This is a genomic window from Pseudomonas anuradhapurensis (assembly GCF_014269225.2).
Taxonomy (GTDB): Bacteria; Pseudomonadota; Gammaproteobacteria; order Pseudomonadales; family Pseudomonadaceae; genus Aquipseudomonas; species Aquipseudomonas anuradhapurensis.
Genome location: NZ_CP077097.1, coordinates 3,304,842 through 3,322,785, shown reverse-complemented (window position 1 = coordinate 3,322,785; position 17,944 = coordinate 3,304,842). Strand labels below are relative to the sequence as shown.

15 protein-coding genes are annotated in these 17,944 nt (G+C 64.6%); 5 read left to right on the top strand and 10 right to left on the bottom strand.

The features are described 5' to 3' along the window. The first annotated feature begins 235 nt into the window (after positions 1–235). Both HU763_RS15510 and HU763_RS15505 read left to right on the top strand, forming a co-directional pair. Positions 236–1,726, top strand: a complete 1,491-nt coding sequence (locus HU763_RS15510; protein WP_186687158.1) for an NCS1 family nucleobase:cation symporter-1 — start codon at positions 236–238, stop codon at positions 1,724–1,726. A gap of 76 nt (positions 1,727–1,802) precedes the next feature. After that, the gene (locus tag HU763_RS15505) at positions 1,803–3,086 is read left to right on the top strand and encodes a Zn-dependent hydrolase (protein WP_186686963.1); all 1,284 of its coding nucleotides are present in this window, start codon (positions 1,803–1,805) and stop codon (positions 3,084–3,086) included. A gap of 311 nt (positions 3,087–3,397) precedes the next feature. Here the strand turns inward: HU763_RS15505 and HU763_RS15500 are convergent, their stop codons facing one another. The 4 genes from HU763_RS15500 to nhaB form a co-directional block, all read right to left on the bottom strand. After that, a complete protein-coding gene (locus HU763_RS15500; RefSeq protein WP_186686966.1) occupies positions 3,398–4,357 on the bottom strand; it encodes a ribonuclease Z in 960 nt (319 codons plus the stop codon). 59 nt (positions 4,358–4,416) lie between these two features. Then, positions 4,417–4,977, bottom strand: coding sequence for a lipocalin family protein (locus tag HU763_RS15495; protein ID WP_186686968.1), 561 nt, complete (start codon positions 4,975–4,977; stop codon positions 4,417–4,419). An 80-nt stretch (positions 4,978–5,057) separates the two neighbouring features. Further along, entirely contained in the window at positions 5,058–5,672 is a 615-nt protein-coding gene (locus tag HU763_RS15490) for a dihydrofolate reductase family protein (protein WP_186686970.1), read from the bottom strand. Between the two features lie 185 nt (positions 5,673–5,857). Then, positions 5,858–7,360 carry a sodium/proton antiporter NhaB gene (gene nhaB, locus HU763_RS15485; RefSeq protein ID WP_186686980.1) on the bottom strand — a complete coding sequence of 501 codons (1,503 nt, stop codon included), beginning with the start codon at positions 7,358–7,360 and terminating at the stop codon, positions 5,858–5,860. 150 nt (positions 7,361–7,510) lie between these two features. Between nhaB and HU763_RS15480 the strand changes: the two genes are divergently transcribed. Beyond that, complete coding sequence (locus HU763_RS15480; protein ID WP_170030596.1) at positions 7,511–8,323, top strand: crotonase/enoyl-CoA hydratase family protein; 813 nt, start codon at positions 7,511–7,513, stop codon at positions 8,321–8,323. A 36-nt stretch (positions 8,324–8,359) separates the two neighbouring features. Continuing rightward, entirely contained in the window at positions 8,360–9,190 is an 831-nt protein-coding gene (nudC, locus tag HU763_RS15475) for an NAD(+) diphosphatase (RefSeq protein ID WP_170030594.1), read from the top strand. A gap of 130 nt (positions 9,191–9,320) precedes the next feature. Here the strand turns inward: nudC and HU763_RS15470 are convergent, their stop codons facing one another. From HU763_RS15470 to HU763_RS15460, 3 genes are all read right to left on the bottom strand, one after another. Next, positions 9,321–10,100: a TSUP family transporter gene (locus HU763_RS15470; RefSeq protein WP_170030592.1), complete on the bottom strand. Its 780-nt coding sequence runs from the start codon at positions 10,098–10,100 to the stop codon at positions 9,321–9,323. Between the two features lie 200 nt (positions 10,101–10,300). Continuing rightward, on the bottom strand, positions 10,301–11,131 hold the full coding sequence (locus tag HU763_RS15465) for an alpha/beta fold hydrolase (RefSeq protein ID WP_186686983.1): 831 nt from the start codon (positions 11,129–11,131) through the stop codon (positions 10,301–10,303). Between the two features lie 168 nt (positions 11,132–11,299). After that, complete coding sequence (locus HU763_RS15460) at positions 11,300–12,589, bottom strand: NAD(P)/FAD-dependent oxidoreductase (RefSeq protein WP_186686984.1); 1,290 nt, start codon at positions 12,587–12,589, stop codon at positions 11,300–11,302. Here HU763_RS15460 and HU763_RS15455 point away from each other — a divergent pair. Beyond that, positions 12,588–14,105 carry a lytic polysaccharide monooxygenase gene (locus HU763_RS15455; protein WP_186686985.1) on the top strand — a complete coding sequence of 506 codons (1,518 nt, stop codon included), beginning with the start codon at positions 12,588–12,590 and terminating at the stop codon, positions 14,103–14,105. The two genes, HU763_RS15460 and HU763_RS15455, sit on opposite strands and share 2 nt — an antisense overlap. Positions 14,106–14,135: 30 nt before the next feature. Here HU763_RS15455 and HU763_RS15450 read toward each other — a convergent pair whose 3' ends face one another. From HU763_RS15450 to HU763_RS15440, 3 genes are all read right to left on the bottom strand, one after another. Further along, positions 14,136–16,106 carry a DNA topoisomerase III gene (locus HU763_RS15450; protein WP_186687160.1) on the bottom strand — a complete coding sequence of 657 codons (1,971 nt, stop codon included), beginning with the start codon at positions 16,104–16,106 and terminating at the stop codon, positions 14,136–14,138. Positions 16,107–16,334: 228 nt separating this feature from the next. Next, positions 16,335–16,763, bottom strand: coding sequence for a GNAT family N-acetyltransferase (locus HU763_RS15445; protein ID WP_170030582.1), 429 nt, complete (start codon positions 16,761–16,763; stop codon positions 16,335–16,337). Then, entirely contained in the window at positions 16,756–17,922 is a 1,167-nt protein-coding gene (locus tag HU763_RS15440; protein WP_186686986.1) for a ribosomal protein uL16 3-hydroxylase, read from the bottom strand. The genes HU763_RS15445 and HU763_RS15440 overlap by 8 nt, the downstream gene beginning before the upstream one ends. Positions 17,923–17,944: the final 22 nt, after the last annotated feature.

The following is a 17,944-nucleotide window of genomic DNA, read 5'->3' as shown; positions in this document are numbered from 1 at the left end:
AGATGCAGATCCTGGATTCGGCAAGAAAATTTTCCCATGAATTTCATGGTTTTTAACTCACTGAAAATAAACGATTAATTCATATTGTCGTGCTGGCGGCGGGGCTTTCGGGAAGGTTGTCTGACTTGACAAGATGAAAAACTGGTCGAGATTTTCAAGCACATAAAGCGTGTACTCCGGCCGTCGGATCGACCCGATGAGCGAAGAACTAGAAGAACATCTGGAGAAGCCTCCCATGCAGCAGAGCAGATCGGAAGTGGTCGAGCAGGATGGCCTGTTCGAGCTGGCCGAGGGCAGCGATGTCCTCGACAGCCCACGCTACAACCACGATATCGCCCCGACCAAGGTGCACCAGCGCACCTGGAACAAATGGCACATCACCGCCCTGTGGGTGGGCATGTCCATCTGCGTACCCACCTACACCCTCGGCGGCGTGCTCACCGCCTACTTCGGCCTCAGCGTGGGCGAGGCCTTGCTGGCGATCCTGCTGGCCAACCTGATCGTGCTGATCCCGCTCACCCTCAACGCCTTTCCCGGCACCAAGTACGGCATCCCGTTCCCGGTGCTGCTGCGCTCGTCGTTCGGCATCCTCGGCTCCAACGTACCGTGCCTGATCCGGGCAGTGGTCGCCTGTGGCTGGTTCGGCATCCAGACCCTGTTCGGTGGCCTGGCCATCCACCTGTTCCTTGGCTCGGTGTTCGACGGCTGGAAGGCCTTGGGCGGTACCGGCGAGGTGATCGGCTTCATGCTCTTCTGGTGCCTGAACCTGTGGGTAGTGCTGCGCGGCGCCGAGTCGATCAAATGGCTGGAAACGCTGTCGGCACCGCTGCTGGTGGCGGTGGGCGTCGGCCTGCTGTTCTGGGCCCTGCCGCACATGTCGATGACCGAGTTGCTGGCCCAGCCGGCCAAGCGCCCGGCCGACGCGAACGTGCTCGGCTACTTCTGCGCCGGGCTCACCGCCATGGTCGGCTTCTGGGCCACGCTGTCGCTGAACATCCCCGACTTCAGCCGCTACGCCCGCAGCCAGAAGGACCAGATTCTCGGGCAGATCTTCGGCCTGCCGCTGACCATGTTCCTGTTCGCCGCCCTGGGCGTGGTGCTGACCGCCGCCTCGGCGTCGCTGGTAGGCGAGACCGTGGCCGACCCGGTCAGCCTGATCGGCAAGATCCACAGCCCGTTCTGGGTGGCCCTGGCCATGGCCTTGATCGTCATCGCCACGCTGTCGACCAACACCGCAGCGAACATCGTGTCGCCGACCAACGACTTCCAGAACATCGCCCCGCGCCTGATCGGGCGCAGCCGCGCGGTGTGGCTGACCGGCTTCATCGGCCTGGCGCTGATGGGCCATGAGTTGCTCAAGAAGCTGGGCTGGATCGTTTCCGACCTGAGCCTGGAGAGCGTGTACTCCAACTGGTTGCTGGGCTACTCCAGCCTGCTCGGGCCGATCGCCGGGATCATGGTGGTGGACTACTTCCTGGTCCGCCGGCAGCAGCTGGACCTGGCCGGGTTGTACCGCGACGACGTGTACCCGGCCTGGAACTGGGCTGGTTTTGCCGCCTTTGCGTTGCCGGTCGCGTTGACGGTGATGGCCATCGGCAACAGCAGCTTCAGCTGGTTCTACGACTATGGCTGGTTCACCGGCTCGCTGTTGGGAGGGGGGCTGTATTACCTGTTCGCCGGGGTGCTGGCGCGCAGCCCGGCGCGGGTGGCCAAGCCTTTGCCGTGAGGCCGCGTCTGCTGCTTCGCGGGCATGCCCGCGATCAGGCCGGCACAGACAACAACAAAGCCTGAAGGAGAAACCCGTGACCCCAGTCCAAGAAATCCTCAACACCACCGCCCGGCATATCGACAGCGCCCGCCTGTGGCAATCGCTGATGGACCTGGCGCGCCTCGGTGCCACTGCCAAGGGCGGTGTCTGCCGCCTGGCCCTGACTGACCTCGACCGCCAGGCTCGCGACCTGTTCGTGCAATGGTGCGAAGCCGCCGGCTGCACGGTGAGCATCGACGCGGTCGGTAATATCTTCGCCCGGCGCCCGGGGCGTAACCCCAAGCTGCCGCCGGTGATGACCGGCAGCCATATCGACACCCAGCCCACCGGTGGCAAGTTCGATGGCTGCTTCGGGGTCATGGCGGGGCTGGAGGTGATTCGGACCCTCAACGACTTGGGTGTGGAAACCGAAGCGCCGCTGGAAGTGGTGGTATGGACCAACGAGGAGGGCTCGCGCTTTGCCCCGTGCATGATGGGTTCAGGCGTGTTTGCCGGCAAGTTCACCCTGGAGGAGACCCTGGCCAAGCGTGATGCCCAGGGTGTCAGCGTCGGCGAGGCGTTGAACGCCATCGGCTACGCCGGCCCGCGCGCGGTGCAGGGCCACCCGGTGGGGGCCTATTTCGAAGCGCATATCGAGCAAGGGCCGATCCTCGAGGACCAGGCCAAGACCATTGGCGTGGTACTGGGTGCTCTTGGCCAGAAGTGGTTCGACCTGACCCTGCGCGGCGTCGAAGCCCATGCTGGCCCGACCCCCATGCACCTGCGCAAGGACGCCCTGGTCGGTGCTGCCGCCGTGGTCGAAGCGGTCAACCGCACCGCCCTCGGCCACCAGCCGCACGCCTGTGGCACGGTGGGTTGCCTGCAGGCCTACCCCGGCTCGCGCAACGTGATCCCCGGCGAAGTGCGCATGACCCTGGACTTCCGCCACCTGCAAGGTGAGCAACTGGATGCGATGATCAGTGAAGTGCGTGCGGTGATCGAGGCGACCTGCGCCAGGCACGGTTTGAGCCACACGCTGGTGCCGACGGCGGACTTCCCGGCGTTGTACTTCGACAAGGGCTGTGTCGATGCCGTGCGCGAGTCGGCCAAGGCGCTGGGCTTGCCGCACATGGACATCGTCAGCGGGGCAGGGCACGACGCGATCTTCCTTGCCGAGATGGGGCCGGCGGGGATGATTTTCGTGCCGTGCGAGAACGGCATCAGCCATAACGAAATCGAGAACGCCACCCCTGAGGACCTGGCCGCGGGCTGCGCGGTGTTGCTGCGGGCGATGCTGGCGGCGTCGGAGGCGATTGCCAGCGGACGCCTGGCGGCCTAGAGCCCTCAATATCAGGAGTACGCGCTTTTTGTAGGAGCAGCCTTGTGTCGCGATCGGGCTGCGCAGCAGCTCCAGGATCCTGAAGTAGAAGCAGGCACCACCGGGGCCGCTTTGCGGCCCTTTCGCGACACAAGGCCGCTCCTACAGCGGCCGCGCTGCCGGGGCGGGCTGGGTAAGATCTGCCAGAAACGCCGCAAATGCACCATCGGCACCTGCTGCCCCTGTGGGCTGGCGGCTCGCCTCGATCCCGGCCGATACCCGCGGTCGAACGTCCATACGAACTCCAAAAAAAGGGTCGGAAACCCATTGAATCATCCGCTCGGTTCGAGGCAGCCCTCCCGCCCGATGTGATAGCGCTGCAGGTCCTGCGCCAGGGTCAGATGGCCACGGTAATGTGCAAGGGCCTCTTCGCGCATATCGACGATGCTCGGGGTGCGCCGTGGGTCGTGCTGGTAGCGGGCGCTGAAGTGCGTCAGCACCAGGTTGCGCACGCCTGCGGTTTCGGCGAAGCGCGCCACCGCCGCTGCGGTGCTGTGGCCAAAGGTGACCCCGGTACGTTCGACCACCGCCTGGGTGAACGTGGCTTCGTGCACCAGCACGTCCGCATCCTGGGCGGCATCGGCCAACAGCTCGGGGTTGTCGTTGTCGCCGCACACGATCACCCGCCGTGGCGGGCGCGAGGGGCGCAAGTAATCGCGGCCGTGCAGCAGCCGGCCTTCATGCTCTACCGTGAAGCCCTTGGCCAGCTCGCCCCACAGCGGGCCGCGGGGGATGCCTTCGGCTTCCAGGCGCGGGATATCCAGGCGCGGTTCGGGGTTGAGTTCGGTGAACACGAAGCCGACGCTCGGTACCCGGTGCGACAGCTGCACGGTAGTGACGTGCATCGCCTCACTGCGCCACTCCAGCAGATCCTCCACGGCCAGCAGGCGCAGTTCGAACGGCAGGAAGGTTTGGCTGACCGCCAGCCCCTGGCGTAGCCATTCATGCAGGGCACTGGGCAGCACCAGCTCAAGTGGCTGGGTGCGCCCACTCATGCCGGCGCTGGCCAGCAGGCCCGGCAAGCCGAAGCAGTGGTCGCCGTGTACGTGGGTGATGAAGATCGCCCGCAGGTCGCGGATCGAAAGCGGGGTATGCAGCAACTGGTGCTGGGTGCCTTCGCCACAGTCGACCAGGTACCAGTGGCTGCCCGTGGCTTCGATCACGGCCGTGGCGCTGACGTTGCGTGCCTTGGTAGGCACCCCGGCGGAGGTGCCGAGGAACAGCAGATCCATTACAACTCCTTGTTATTGGCCAAACCCGGGCGGCCGAGCCGTCCGGGTCGCCGGTGGTTTCAGTTGGTCACGTCGGCATCCGCCTGGCGCCAGATCAGCTTGCTGGTGTCGTAGCCCTGCTCCCTGGCGATATCCAGCAACTGGTCTCGCGTCTGGTCCGGTATGGCCGGTGTGCGTGACAGCAGCCACAGGTACTCGCGGTTGGGGTGGCCGACCAGCGCCACGCGGTAGTCCTTGTCGTGGTACAGCACCCAGTACTCGCCCTTGGTCAGGCCGGGTGCCAGGCGGCTGAACCAGTTGTCGAAGCGCACCCAGAGTTTGTCGGTACTACCCGGTTGCTGGGCTTCGGCGATGCCCTTGGCTTCATTCCACTGGCCGTCCTTTTCCCGGCAGCGGTTGGTCACGTCGATGCGGCCGTCCGCACGCAGGCCATAGTGTGCCTCGGACTGCACGCAGTTGCGTTGGAAGAACATCGGCAACCGCGCCAGTTCGTACCAGGTACCTTGGTAGCGTTGCAGGTCGACCTGCTGGGTATGTGGTGGCGCCGGGTGGTCGTTGCCGGCGCAGCCGAGCAGGGCCAGGGTCAGGCAGGAAAGCAGCAGCGGGGTGCGTAGCGCCATGGTCGAGCTCCTTGCGGTGGAGGGGGCTTACCTGTGTTTCGATGCGGGCGCGCGGCAAAAGTTGTACGCAATCGCGCCTTTCAGAACGAGCCGGTCTGCACGTCGCCAGCGCGTACGTAGCGGGCGATGATTACACCCTTTGGCGAAACCTGCGAGTGCTGCAGGGTGAAGGCCGCCGCTGCGGCATCGTCGCCGAACAGGCGTTTGCCATGGCCAAGCAGCAATGGGTGGATCAGCAACTGCAGTTCATCGACCAGGCCCGCGGCCAGCAGTTGCTGCACCAGTTCACTGCTGCCCTGGGTCAGCAGGTTGGCACCGGCCTGTTGTTTCAGCGCCCGCACCGCTGCGCTGATGTCCGCACCCAGGGCATGGCTGTTGTGCCAGGCGAGGGTAGCCGGGGCGTGGGTGGCCACATGCTTGGGCACGCTGTTGAACAGGTTGGCGATGGAGAAGTCTTGCGAACTGCCATCCACCTTTGGCCAGTAAGCGGCGAAGATGTCATAGGTACGCCGGCCCAGCAGCAGCTCGAAGGGCTGGCTGAACAAGGCCTGCATGGCCTGGCCGAAAACTTCCTCGGCGTAGGGGACGAGCCAGCCGCCATAGGTAAAACCGCCGCTGGTGTCTTCCTGCGGGCCGCCGGGGGCCTGCATGACGCCGTCGAGGCTGATGAACGCGGCTACGATGAGTTTGCGCATGGGGACTCTCCTGTTGGCAGCCGGGGTGGCTGCTGGCATGGGATAGTCGAATGGCAGGCAGCGGAATCGACAGAGGCTTGTGCTGTCTCTGCACTGCCTCTATCGCTGGCAGGCCAGTGCCCACAGGTAATGCACGCTACGCCTGTGGGCACTGGCTGCTGGCGATAGGGCCAGAGCAGGCTACATCACAGCCAGTAGGTCACCGCCCACCACCCCAGGCCACCCATCACCACGGTGTAGGGCAACGCCATCCATACCATGCGCCCATACGACAGCCGTACCAGCGGCGCGATGGCCGAGGTCAGCAGGAACAGGAACGCGGCCTGCCCGTTCGGGGTCGCCACGCTGGGCAGGTTGGTGCCGGTGTTGATCGCCACAGCCAAGGTCTCGAAATGCTCGCGGCTCATGCCGCCATTGAGAAACGCCTGCTTCACTTCGGTGATGTAGATGGTGGCGACGAACACGTTGTCGCTGATCGCCGAAAGCAAACCGTTGGCCAGGTACAACATGCCCGGCTGCTGCGCGGCCGGTAGTCCCAGTACCCAGGTGATCAGCGGGGCGAACAGCTGCTGCTGGTGAATCACCGCGACAACGGCGAAGAACACCACCAGCAGCGCGGTGAACGGCATGGCGTCCTGAAAGGCACGGCCCAGGCGGTGTTCGTCGGTGATGCCGGTGAATGCCGTGATCAGCACGATCACCATCAGGCCGATCAGGCCGACTTCGGCAACGTGCAACCCCAGGCAGACGATCAGGATCAGCGCGGCTAGCCCTTGCACCCACAGGGCGATGCGCTGGGCCTGGGTGCGCGCGGCGTCATCCTCGGCGGCGTAGGCGGCCAGTACCTGGCGCACCGGCTCGGGCATCAGCGTGCCGTAACCGAACAGGCGCAGTTTCTCCAGCAGTACACAGGTCAGCAGGCCGGCAGTCAGCACCGGCAACGACACCGGCGCCACCTTGAGGAAGAAATCGGCAAAGTGCCAGCCCATTTCGTGGCCGATCAGCAGGTTCTGCGGTTCGCCCACCAGGGTGCATACCCCGCCCAGGGCGGTACCTACCGCGCCATGCATCAACAGGCTGCGCAGGAAGGCGCGGAACTGGTCGAGGTCGTTGCGGTGCAGCGCTGCGACCTGCTGGTCGCTGTCGAGTGCAGCGTCCTCGCGCGGGTTGGTGCCGGAGGCAACCCGGTGGTAGACCGCATAGAAGCCGACCGCGGCGCTGATGATCACGGCGGTCACCGTCAGCGCATCGAGAAACGCCGAGAGGAATGCCGACAGCACGCAGAACAGCAATGCCAGAATGGCCTTCGAGCGTACCCCGAGCAGGATGCGCGAGAACAGGAACAGCAGCAGTTCCTTCATGAAGTGGATGCCTGCGACCATGAACATCAGCAACAGGATGACCGGGAAGTTGTGCTGCAACTCTTCGTACAAGGCTTGCGGGGTGGTCATCTGCAACAGCAGGGCTTCGACCAGCAGCAGCCCGCCGGGCATCAGCGGGTAGCATTTCAGGGCCATGCCCAGGGTGAAGATGAACTCGAGCACCAGTGCCCAGCCGGCGGCAACCGGGCCGAGGCTGACCAGCAGCAGCGGGTTGAGGACCAGGAACAGGCAGATGACCGCCTTGTACCACAGCGGCGACTGGCCCAGGAAGCCGTGGGCGAGGGCGCCAGTCAGGGAGCGCGACATGAATATGTTTCCTTATGATTCGGCGATGGCGAACGGTGCCGCATCAGCGCGCCTTAGGCAAGGCATACAGTCCCGTTTTTGGCACAAGCGCGGCCATCGGGCTGGGTTACCATCCGTGGCATGAACCTTTTACTCCCAGGAGTGCCGCCCGTGACCGAGTACAGCGCATTCAAGGTCGAACTGACCGACAACATTGCCCACGTGCAAATCAACCGCCCGGAGAAGGTCAATGCGATGAACGCCGCCTTCTGGGCAGAGATCATCGACATCTTCCAGTGGGTCGACGATACCGACGCGGTGCGGGTAGTGGTGCTCAGCGGCGCCGGCAAGCATTTTTCCGCCGGCATCGACCTGATGATGCTGGCCTCGCTGGCGGGCCAGATGGGCAAGGATGTGGGGCGCAACGCGCGCTTCCTGCGCAGCACCATCCTACGCCTGCAGGCCTCGTTCAATGCCGTGGACAAGTGCCGCAAGCCGGTGCTGGCCGCCGTGCAGGGCTACTGCATCGGCGGTGCCATCGACCTCATCGCGGCCTGCGACATGCGTTACTGCAGCAACGACGCGCAATTCTCGATCAAGGAGATCGACATGGGCATGGCTGCCGATGTCGGCACACTGCAACGTTTGCCTCGTATCATCGGTGACGGCATGATGCGTGAGCTGGCCTTCACCGGGCGCAATGTCGAGGCCGCAGAGGCGCTGCGCATCGGCCTGGTCAACCGGGTCTATGATGATCAGGCTGCGCTGCTGGACGGGGTCTTTGCCATTGCCCGCGAGATTGCCGCAAAATCACCGATTGCCGTGGCCGGCACCAAGCAAATGCTCAGCTACATGCGTGACCATCGCATTGACGATGGCCTGGAGTACATCGCCACCTGGAACGCCGCGATGCTGCAGTCCGAAGACCTGCGCGTGGCCGTGGCGGCGCACATGAGCAAACAGAAACCGACGTTCGCCGACTGATCAGGCCGGGGGACGCGCAGTAAAGGATCCCCCGACATGTCAGCACGCTGGACTACCGCAGTACTCGACCCGCAGATCACCGGGGGTCTGGCCGTGGCCCGCAGCCCGGAAGGGTTCCTGGTGGACGCCAACGGCGCGCTGTTCTCCCGCGACTGGCTCAAGCGCCAGGACCTGGATGTGCTCGGCGAGCACGGCATCGGCCATTTCGATGGCCAGCCGGTGTTCCTGCTGGAGCTGCGCCGCGCCACCGAGGTGCCCGGCTGTGCCTGGCGTGGCCTGCGTGCGTTCATGCTCGAAGGCGACTTCGACACCTACAAGGTGCTGGGCTACGCCGCCCAGATCGGCACCTGGGCGCGTGAGCACCGCTTCTGCGGCAGCTGCGGCCAGGCGATGACGCAGATCCGCTGGGAGCGGGCGATGTACTGCCAGCCCTGCGACCTGCGCAGCTACCCGCGCATTTCGCCGAGCATGATCGTGCTGGTGACCCGTGGTGACGAGATCCTGCTGGCGCGCTCGCCGCGCTTTGTCAGCGGGGTGTACAGCACCCTGGCAGGCTTCGCCGAACCGGGTGAGTCGGCGGAGGATTGCCTGGTGCGCGAAGTGCGTGAGGAAGTGGCGGTGGAGGTGCAGAACATCCAGTACGTGGGCAGCCAGTGCTGGCCATTCCCACATTCGATGATGCTGGGCTTCCATGCCGAATACGCCGGGGGCGATATCGTCATGCAGCCGGACGAAATCGAGGACGCCAGGTGGTTCAGCGTACACGACCTGCCGCCGCTGCCGGCCGGGCGCTCCATCGCCCGCTACCTCATCGACCTCTACGTTGCACGGCGGCTGGGCTGTGATATCCCTGCTTTCCCGTCCTAGCTGCAGTGAGAAATGTTCTCCGATTAGGCGCAGGGCGCAGGCAATGGTCATTCCATTGCCAAGTCCTGCAACGACGACGGAGGACATTTCTCGCGCAGATAGGGCCGGTAAGCAGGGGTATCACAGCCCATCAGGCCTGGCCGAACCAGTGCTGCCACGCTAGGCGCACGGTCAAGGCCAGCACCACGGTGATGAACACCGGGCGGATGAACTTGCTGCCGCCGCTGATCGCCGTGCGTGCACCGAAGAAGGCGCCGACCATCACCGACAGGCCCATGCACAGGCCAACGATATAGTCCACCTGCCCCGAGATGATGAATACCGTCAGCGCCGCGATGTTGCTGACGAAGTTCATGCTGCGCGCCACACCGCTGGCGCGCACCAGGTCGATGGGGTACAGCAGCAGGGTGCTGACGGTCCAGAACGCCCCGGTGCCCGGGCCGGCCACGCCGTCGTAGAAGCCCAGGGTGAAGCCTTGTGGCAGCTGCCATTTCTTCCTGATCGGGGCGTCGGCATCGAGCGGTGCCTTGGGCGTGCCGCCGAACAACAGGTAGACGCCACAGGCGAAGACGATTACCGGCAGCATCTTGTTCAGCCATTCGGCCGGCATGTAGTGGGCGATCACTGCGCCGAGCAGGGCCCCGGTCAGGGTGGCGAACAATGCCGGGCGCCATTGCGCCGGGTGGAACAGCTTGCGCTTGTAGTAGGTGAAACCCGCCGTCGCCGAGCCGAATGTGGAACTGAGCTTGTTGGTGCCCAGCACCAGGTGCGGTGGCATACCGGCGGTAAGCAATGCGGGGGTGGTGAGCAGGCCGCCGCCGCCGGCGATGGCATCGATGAAACCGGCGATGAAGGCGACCAGCGCCAGGATCAGCAGGGTGAGCGGTTCTACGGTGAGTTCGAAGGGCATGGTTTCTTGGCAGGCAGGGAGGCAAGGGGCGGCAAGGGGCCGCGCTGGAAGGGAAACATGTTAATCCTGAGGTGTATGGGTTGCCAGTGCCGGCCCTTTCGCGGGTAAACCCGCTCCCACAGGTTACGTGCACATTTCAAGACCTGTGCAGTACCTGTTGAGCGAGTTTACCGGCTAAGAGGTCGGTGCAGGCGATCACATCAGCTACGGATAAACGCCAGCAGATCGGCATTGATCACATCGGCATGGGTGGTCGGCATGCCATGCGGGTAGCCTTTGTAGGTCTTCAGCGTGCCGTTGGGCAGCAGCTTCGCCGACAGCAACCCGGCGTTTTCATACGGCACGATCTGGTCATCGTCGCCATGCATCACCAGTACCGGCTGGCTGATGCCCTTCAGGTCCTCGGTGAAGTCGGTCTGGGAAAACGCCACGATGCCATCGTAATGGGCCTTGGCGCTGCCGATCATGCCCTGGCGCCACCAGTTGCCGATGATACCTTCGCTGGCTTTGGCACCGGGGCGGTTGTAGCCATAGAACGGCCCAGCCGGAACATCCCGGTAGAACTGCGCACGGTTGCTGGCGACCTGGGCCTGGAAGCCGTCGAACACCGACTTGGGCAGGCCGCCCGGGTTGGCGGCTGTCTGCACCATCAGTGGCGGTACGGCGGCGATCAGCACGGCCTTGGCGACCTTGTCGCCGGGGTGGCGGGCCATGTAGCGCACCACTTCGCCGCCACCGGTCGAATGGCCGACATGCACGGCGCCCTGGATACCCAGGTGGGCAACCACTGCCGCCACATCGTCGGCATAGTGGTCCATGTCGTGGCCGTCCCAGACCTGGCTGGAGCGGCCATGGCCACGGCGATCGTGGGCGACCACACGGTAACCTTGGGCGAGGAAGAACAGCATCTGCGCGTCCCAGTCATCGGCGCTCAGCGGCCAGCCGTGATGGAAGTGGATGACCGGCGCATCGCGCGGGCCCCAGTCCTTGTAGAAGATCTGTACGCCGTCCTGCGTGGTTACATAGCTCATCGTCGTGTCTCCTGTGTGCAGGCACCGAAGGGAGCTATTGAGCATAGGAGGGATTTTGGCGGGTATCGGTAATTAGTGTCGCCTGTGCAGGCTTCTTTGCGGGTGAACCCGCTCCCACAGAACATGGGCGGAGATCAAGCCCTGACTGCACAGGCGACAGAAAATGCCTCAGACGCGGTCACGCATGCGATACCAGGCCTTGGCGGCGGCTTCCAGCGGGGCGGCCAGCAGGTCGCCGCCTGGGAAGCGGCCGTTGTCGATGCCCTGGTACAGTGCCAGCAGGTCGTCGTCGCCGAGGATGGCGTCACTCACCGCTCGCGCCGCGGCCAGGGTAGGCAACACGCCATGCCCGGAAAAACCTTGCAACCAGTAACGCTGGCCCTCACGGCCGACGTCCGGGGTGCGCTGCATGCTGCAGTCGATATGGCCGCCCCAGGCGTAATCGATGGCCACACCGGCCAATTGCGGGAACACCCGCTCCAGGTAGGGGCGGGTGGCGCTGGCGACGTCCCTGGGAATACCACCCAGGTAGGTGCAGCCACCGCCGAACAGCAGGCGGTGGTCCGGGGTGAGGCGGAAGTAGTCGGGCACGAACTGGTTGTCGATCACGCAGCTGTTGCGTGGCAGCAGCGACTGGGCGAAGTCGGCATCCAATGGCGCGGTGGCGACCTGGTAGGAGCCGACCGGCAACAAACGCCGCGACAGGGTACGGTCGAGCCGGTCGATGTAGGCATTGCAGGCCAGCACCAGCACGTCGCAGCGAACCTCGCCGCCGCCGGTGCGTGCCACGTAGCCGTCGCCACTCGGCGCGTAGCTCAGCACCTGGCTTTGCTCGAAGATGCACCCGCCCGCAGCCTCGATGGCGCCGGCCAGGCCCAGGGCCAGCTTCAGCGGGTTGAGGTGGGCACCCTTGGCGTCATGCAGCGCAGCCTGATAGCGCGGGCTGTCGATCCATTGCGGCAGCTCGTCACTGCCGATCAGGCGCAGGGCGTCGTAGCCCCATTTGTGTTCAGCCTCGTGCAAGGCCTGTTCAAGCATTTTCACCCGGCGTGGCATCACGGCGGCCCACAGGCTGCCTGGCCGGTAGTCGATGTCGAAGCCATGGCGCTGCGGCAGTTCGCGCATTTCGTCGGCCGCCCAGCACATGCTGGCCCACAGGCGTTGGCTGCGTTCAAGGCCCAGGGCCTTTTCCAAGGGTGGCATGTCGCACGACCAACCGAGCAAGGCCTGGCCACCGTTACGCCCGGACGCGGCCCAGGCCACGCGGCTGGCTTCCAGCAGGGCTACGCGTTTGCCAGCCAAGGCCAGGCGCAGGGCGGTGTGGAGGCCGCTGAAGCCGGCGCCGATAATGAGCACCTCGGTGTCGTAGCGGCCTTGCAGGCTAGGGTGCAGTGGAATGCTGGCGGGGTAGGTCTGGGCGTAGTACGTGGCGATGTGCTGGGCGGACTGCTTGAACATGCCGGGGCCTCATGAAAATTATTGTGATGTTTTTCATGAAAATATATCAGGAAATTTTCATGTTATCCGGGAAACCCTGCCCGCCTGTCAGATCTACGCGTATCTCCGGGCATCGACAATCCTTACAAATGGCCTTGGCCAATACGGCCATCCATTCAAGGAACCAACGATGAATCAAGCTGAACAAAATTCGCTCCGCGGGCCTGTCACGCCACGACATGGCCATGTGTTTACCCCCGCATCGCGGGCCTACTTTGCCTGGCAAGCAGGCATGCTGGATGAAGGTGCGCTGAATCAGCGCGAAGCAGGCAAGTTCTTTCCGCAGACGCAAGCTGGCCTGACGGATCCATTCGCCAAGGACGACCCGAAAAACCTGCTGCCGCCACCGGACGGCAAAATTGCCAGTGCCAATCAGGCGACCGGGATGGTGCTCGACCAGCCCGGCGACCACTGGAGCAAACACGAAGTCCGTAGCGGGGATACCCTGGACATCTCCTGGTATTTTGCCGCCAATCATAGAACGCGTCGCTTTAACTATTTCATCACCAAACCCGACTGGGACAGTACCAAGGTGCTGGCGCGCGATCAGTTCGAGGCCGAGCCTTTCCACACGGAACTGATCGAATTGCAGCCGTACTGGGCGTATGACGCAGAGATGAAACCCAGCAATCCGACCACCCACGCATTGCAGCTACCCGCGCGCGAGGGTTATCACGTATTGCTCGCGGTGTGGGAAGTGGCGGACACGGGCAACGCCTTCTACCACGTGGTCGATCTCGACTTCCTGCCGGGCGACGGTGATGACCGGCCGAGCGTACCGATGGGCCTTAAAGCCGATGAGGTGACCGACAAGAAGGTTTCTTTGAGCTGGGAGCCATCGAGTGGTGCGCAACCCATCGAGTGCTATCTGCTGAGCCGTGATGGTATCGACATGTTCGTCGTGCCTGCCCCCATTACGCACTGGGATGACGACCAGGTGACGGCGGACGCGACCTACCACTATTCCATCGTCGCGGTTGACAGCAAGGGTGCGCGCTCCAGGCCTTCGGCCCCCGTCGTCGTGCGTACACTGGGTGAAGGTGGCGTGCCCAGCGCGCCGCAAAGTCTGCACTCGATGGGGCAGGCTGTCGACAGCATCCGCCTGATGTGGGGGGCCTCGAGCGGTGCGAGCCCGATCGATCGCTACGAGCTCTATCGTGACGGTCAGCAGGTGGCCACCATCGCCGGTGACAGGACCGAACATACCGATGGCGGCCTGCAGCCGGACACCCTATATGTTTACCAGGTCGTGGCGGTTGACGGGGAGGGCAAGGTTTCCGCTCCGAGTAACGACCTTGCGGTCAGAACTGCCGGAAAAAGTGATTACCCTGCCTGGCGACTGCACCAGGATTACGCCAGTGGCGACCTTGTCAGCCATGTCGGCGCTGACTGGCGCTGCAGGCAAGCGCACCAGTCTCTCTCCGAGGATTGGGCGCCAGGGGCGGCTGCGGCGCTTTGGCAGCACATGAATAACTGAGCGCGGGGCTGCAACCGGCAAGGCGGCGGCTCATTTCGCCGCCGCCTTGCGCCGGCCCTGCCTTGGTTTGCCTTCGCTGGCCTTGGCCGAGCCAGCTGCGCTTTTGCCTTTGCCGCCACCGCTGCGGCGTTTCTTCTTCCACGGCGCCGCCTTGCCCACTGGCGGCCCGCTGATGCTGATGCGCATGCCACTGCAGCGCTCCACCAGCTTGCCCATCCACGCCGACTGGCGGGCGACGAACTCTTCCAGGGGCATTTCGCCGCTCTGCACCATGTCCAGCGCCTGCTCCCAGATTGCCGTGGTGCCGGGGTCGGCGATCGCGCGGGGCACGGCGTCGATCAGGCTGAAGGCTGCAGGCGTGGCGGCCAGGGCCTTGCCGTTTTTTACCAGGTAGCCACGGTCGAGCAGGCCCTGGATGATGCTGGCGCGGGTCGCCTCGGTGCCGATGCCGGTGGTTTCCTTGAGCTTCTGTTTCAGCCGCGGGTCATCCACCAGCTTGGCCACGTTCTTCATCGCCTTGATCAGGTCGCCTTCGGTAAACGGCTTGGGCGGCTGGGTCCACAGATCTTTCAGTTGCAGGCCTTGCACTGCACAGTCCTGGCCCTCACGCAGCGCTGGCAGTACCTGGGCCGGCGGCGCCTCGCGGCCCTTGGCCGGGGTCAGTGCCTCGGGCAGGGCGCGGCGCCAGCCGGGTTCGACGATCTGCTTGCCCACCGCGCGCAGGGCATGGCCGGCGCAGTCGAAGTCGGCCTGGGTACGGTCATATTCATGATTGGGCAGGAACTGCGCCAGGTAGCGGGCGCGGATCAGCGTATACACCGCCTTGTGCTTGGCCGGCAGGCGCGATGGGTCGCTGGCGGCGGCGGTCGGGATGATGCCGTGGTGGGCGCTGACCTTGGCATCGTTCCAGGCCCGCGAGCGGCGCTGCGGCTGCAGGTGGGGCTGCAGCGCTGCCAGGCTGGCATCGGCCCGTTGCAGGGCGGCGAGGATGGCCGGCGCCTCGCCGTGCTGGCTTTGCGGCAGGTAGCCACAGTCGCTGCGCGGGTAGGTGATCAGCTTGTGGGTTTCGTACAGGGCCTGGGCGATGTCGAGGGTTTCCTGGGCGCCGAGGCCGAACTTTTTCGAGCAGAGTTCCTGCAGGGTGCCCAGGTCGAAGGGCAGTGGCGCGGCTTCGCGTACGCGCTCGGTGGCCACTTTTACGGCCCGGGCGCTACCGGCCTGGTTGATGTCGGCGGCGGCCTGCCGTGCCAGGTCCTGTTTCAGGCAGCGGCCCTGGTCGTCACAGGCGTCTTCGGGCGCGCGCCACTGGGCGTTGAAGCCTTGGCCGGCATGTTCCAGTTGCACGTCGATGGCCCAGAACGGCACCGGTACGAAGTCGGCGATGCTGCGGTCGCGGTCGACCACCAGGCGCAAGGTTGGTGTTTGCACCCGGCCCACCGGTAGCACGCCCTGGTAGCCGGCTTGGCGGCCCAACAAGGTGAACAGCCGGCTCATGTTCATGCCGATCAGCCAGTCGGCGCGGGAGCGCCCCAGCGCCGAGTGGTACAGGTTGAAGGTTTCGTGGCCCGGCAGCAGACGCGCCAGGGCCTTGCGGATGGAGGCGTCGTCCAGTGCCGACAACCACAGGCGCTGCACCGGGCCGCGGTAGCGGCAATGCTCGACCAGTTCGCGGGCAATCATCTCGCCCTCGCGGTCGGCGTCGGTGGCGATCACCAGCTCCCGCGCTTCGCCAAGCAGGCGCTTGACCGCCTTGAACTGGCTGGCGGTCTTGGGCTTGACCAGCATCTTCCATTGTTCCGGAATGATCGGCAGGTCGGCCAGGTTCCAGCGCTTGTAGCGTTCGTCGTAGCTGTCGGGCGGGGCGGTTTCCAGCAGGTGGCCGATGCACCAGGTCACGCAGACGTCGGTACCTTGCCAGCAGCCGTCGCCCTTGCGGTTGGCGCCGAGCACTTTGGCGATGTCTTTGGCCTGGGAGGGTTTTTCGCAGAGGAACAGGCGCATGGCCGGGAACGCTTCATCGAGAGTGATGGGCGATAGGATGCGCAAGCGAGCGCGCGGAGGCAAGTTTTATCTGGATGGATGTACAGGTTTTTGTCAGGGGAGATATGTTTTGCTGTGCCGGCCTCTTCGCGGGCTTGCCCGCTCCCACAGGTACTGCGCAGATATCAATATCTGTGGGGTCCTTGTGGGAGCGGGCAAGCCCGCGACGAGGCCGGTGCAGGTCAAGCATCAGGCGCGCGAATCGCGCACCATGTCCACGTGCGGGATGCCGGCTTCGAGGAATTCCTCGCTGACCACGCGAAAGCCCAGCCGCTCGTAGAACGGCGTGGCATGTACCTGGGCGCTGAGCATCTGCTGCTTCAGGTCGCGGTTCTGCGCTTCGGCGATGACTGCGTTCATCAGCGCGTCACCCACCTTCAGCCCACGCCAGTCCTTCAGTACCGAGACCCGGCCAATGGTGCCGTCCGGCAGCAGGCGGGCGGTGCCGATCGGGTAGTCGCCTTCCAGCGCCAGGAAGTGCGCGGCGGTCGGGTCATCCGAGTCCCACTCGAGCTCCGGTGGTACGTGCTGTTCGGCAATGAACACCGCTTCGCGGATACGGCGGATGTCGGCGTTGTCCTTGTGCCAGTCGGCGAGGCGCACATGAATCTTATTCATTGGCGAATCCCAGGCTTCCTTGTTTGACCAGCTGCTGTACCAGCATCAGGCCGTCTTCATCCTGCAGCCACTCGGCCAGGTTGTCGATGTGCAGCGCGTCGGCGGCGCAGACCAGCTTCAGCAGCTCGCGCAGCTTGCCCGGCAGCGGGCAGCTGCGGCCGCTGGCGAACAGCAGCAGGTCGTCTTCGAACTCGGACCAGGCCAGGCGGGCGCTCGGGTTGCGGATCAGGATGGCGCCTTGTTCAAGGGCGTCGATCAGTTCCTCTTCGCTGAGGTCTTCACCGACGATCTGTTCCGGGTAGCGCGGCTCGGTCATGAACTGGCCGAACCAGGTCAGCAGCAGGTCCTTGTCGCTCATGTGCTTGTCGAGCAGGGCCTTGAGGCGGTCGAGCGCGTCGTGCTGGATCTGGTGCGGGTCGCTGACCGGCTGGGCGTCGGCATCGCTGTAGCGCTCTTCATCCGGCAGGAACTGGCCGAGGAAGTCGGTGAAGTGGGTCAGCACCTCGGCGGCGCTGGGGGCCCGGAAGCCGACCGAGTAGGTCAGGCAGTCGTCCACCGCCACACCGTAGTGGGCCAGCCGCGGTGGCAGGTAGAGCATGTCGCCCGGCTCCAGGGTCCACTCTTCGCTCTGCTCGAAGGCAGCGAGGATGCGCAGGTCGGCGTGCTCCAGCAGCGGGCTGTCGCTGCTGCACATCTGGCCGATCTTCCAGTTGCGCTGGCCATGCCCCTGCAGCAGGAACACGTCGTAGTTGTCGAAATGCGGGCCGACACTGCCACCGGGGGCAGCGAAGCTGATCATCACGTCATCGATGCGCCAGCTCGGCAGGAAACGGAAGTTTTCCAGCAGTTCGGCAACTTCCGGGACGAACTGGTCCACGGCCTGCACCAGCAGGGTCCAGTCCTTTTCCGGCAGCTCGGCAAAGGTGTCTTCGTTGAACGGGCCGCGGCGCAGCTCCCACGGGTGCGCCCCGTGTTCCAGCACGATACGCGACTCGACTTCCTCTTCCAGGGCCAGGCCGGCCAGCTCGTCGGGGTCGATCGGGCTGATGAAGTCCGGGAAGGCCTGGCGCACCAGCAGCGGCTTCTTCTGCCAGTAGTCGCGCATGAATTCGCGGGCCGAGATGCCGCCGAGCAGCTGCAGTGGAGTATCAGGATTCATGTTCAACCTATTGAAAAAATGT

What these genes read in the sequence shown, in the direction of transcription:
- HU763_RS15510 (WP_186687158.1), top strand. Translation starts at nt 236, where the DNA reads ATGCAGCAGAGCAGATCGGAAGTGGTCGAGCAGGATGGCCTGTTCGAG.
- HU763_RS15500 (WP_186686966.1), bottom strand. Translation starts at nt 4,357, where the DNA reads ATGGATCTGCTGTTCCTCGGCACCTCCGCCGGGGTGCCTACCAAGGCA.
- HU763_RS15495 (WP_186686968.1), bottom strand. Translation starts at nt 4,977, where the DNA reads ATGGCGCTACGCACCCCGCTGCTGCTTTCCTGCCTGACCCTGGCCCTG.
- HU763_RS15490 (WP_186686970.1), bottom strand. Translation starts at nt 5,672, where the DNA reads ATGCGCAAACTCATCGTAGCCGCGTTCATCAGCCTCGACGGCGTCATG.
- nhaB (WP_186686980.1), bottom strand. Translation starts at nt 7,360, where the DNA reads ATGTCGCGCTCCCTGACTGGCGCCCTCGCCCACGGCTTCCTGGGCCAG.
- nudC (WP_170030594.1), top strand. Translation starts at nt 8,360, where the DNA reads ATGTCAGCACGCTGGACTACCGCAGTACTCGACCCGCAGATCACCGGG.
- HU763_RS15470 (WP_170030592.1), bottom strand. Translation starts at nt 10,100, where the DNA reads ATGCCCTTCGAACTCACCGTAGAACCGCTCACCCTGCTGATCCTGGCG.
- HU763_RS15465 (WP_186686983.1), bottom strand. Translation starts at nt 11,131, where the DNA reads ATGAGCTATGTAACCACGCAGGACGGCGTACAGATCTTCTACAAGGAC.
- HU763_RS15455 (WP_186686985.1), top strand. Translation starts at nt 12,588, where the DNA reads ATGCCGGGGCCTCATGAAAATTATTGTGATGTTTTTCATGAAAATATA.
- HU763_RS15460 (WP_186686984.1), bottom strand. Translation starts at nt 12,589, where the DNA reads ATGTTCAAGCAGTCCGCCCAGCACATCGCCACGTACTACGCCCAGACC.
- HU763_RS15450 (WP_186687160.1), bottom strand. Translation starts at nt 16,106, where the DNA reads ATGCGCCTGTTCCTCTGCGAAAAACCCTCCCAGGCCAAAGACATCGCC.
- HU763_RS15445 (WP_170030582.1), bottom strand. Translation starts at nt 16,763, where the DNA reads ATGAATAAGATTCATGTGCGCCTCGCCGACTGGCACAAGGACAACGCC.
- HU763_RS15440 (WP_186686986.1), bottom strand. Translation starts at nt 17,922, where the DNA reads ATGAATCCTGATACTCCACTGCAGCTGCTCGGCGGCATCTCGGCCCGC.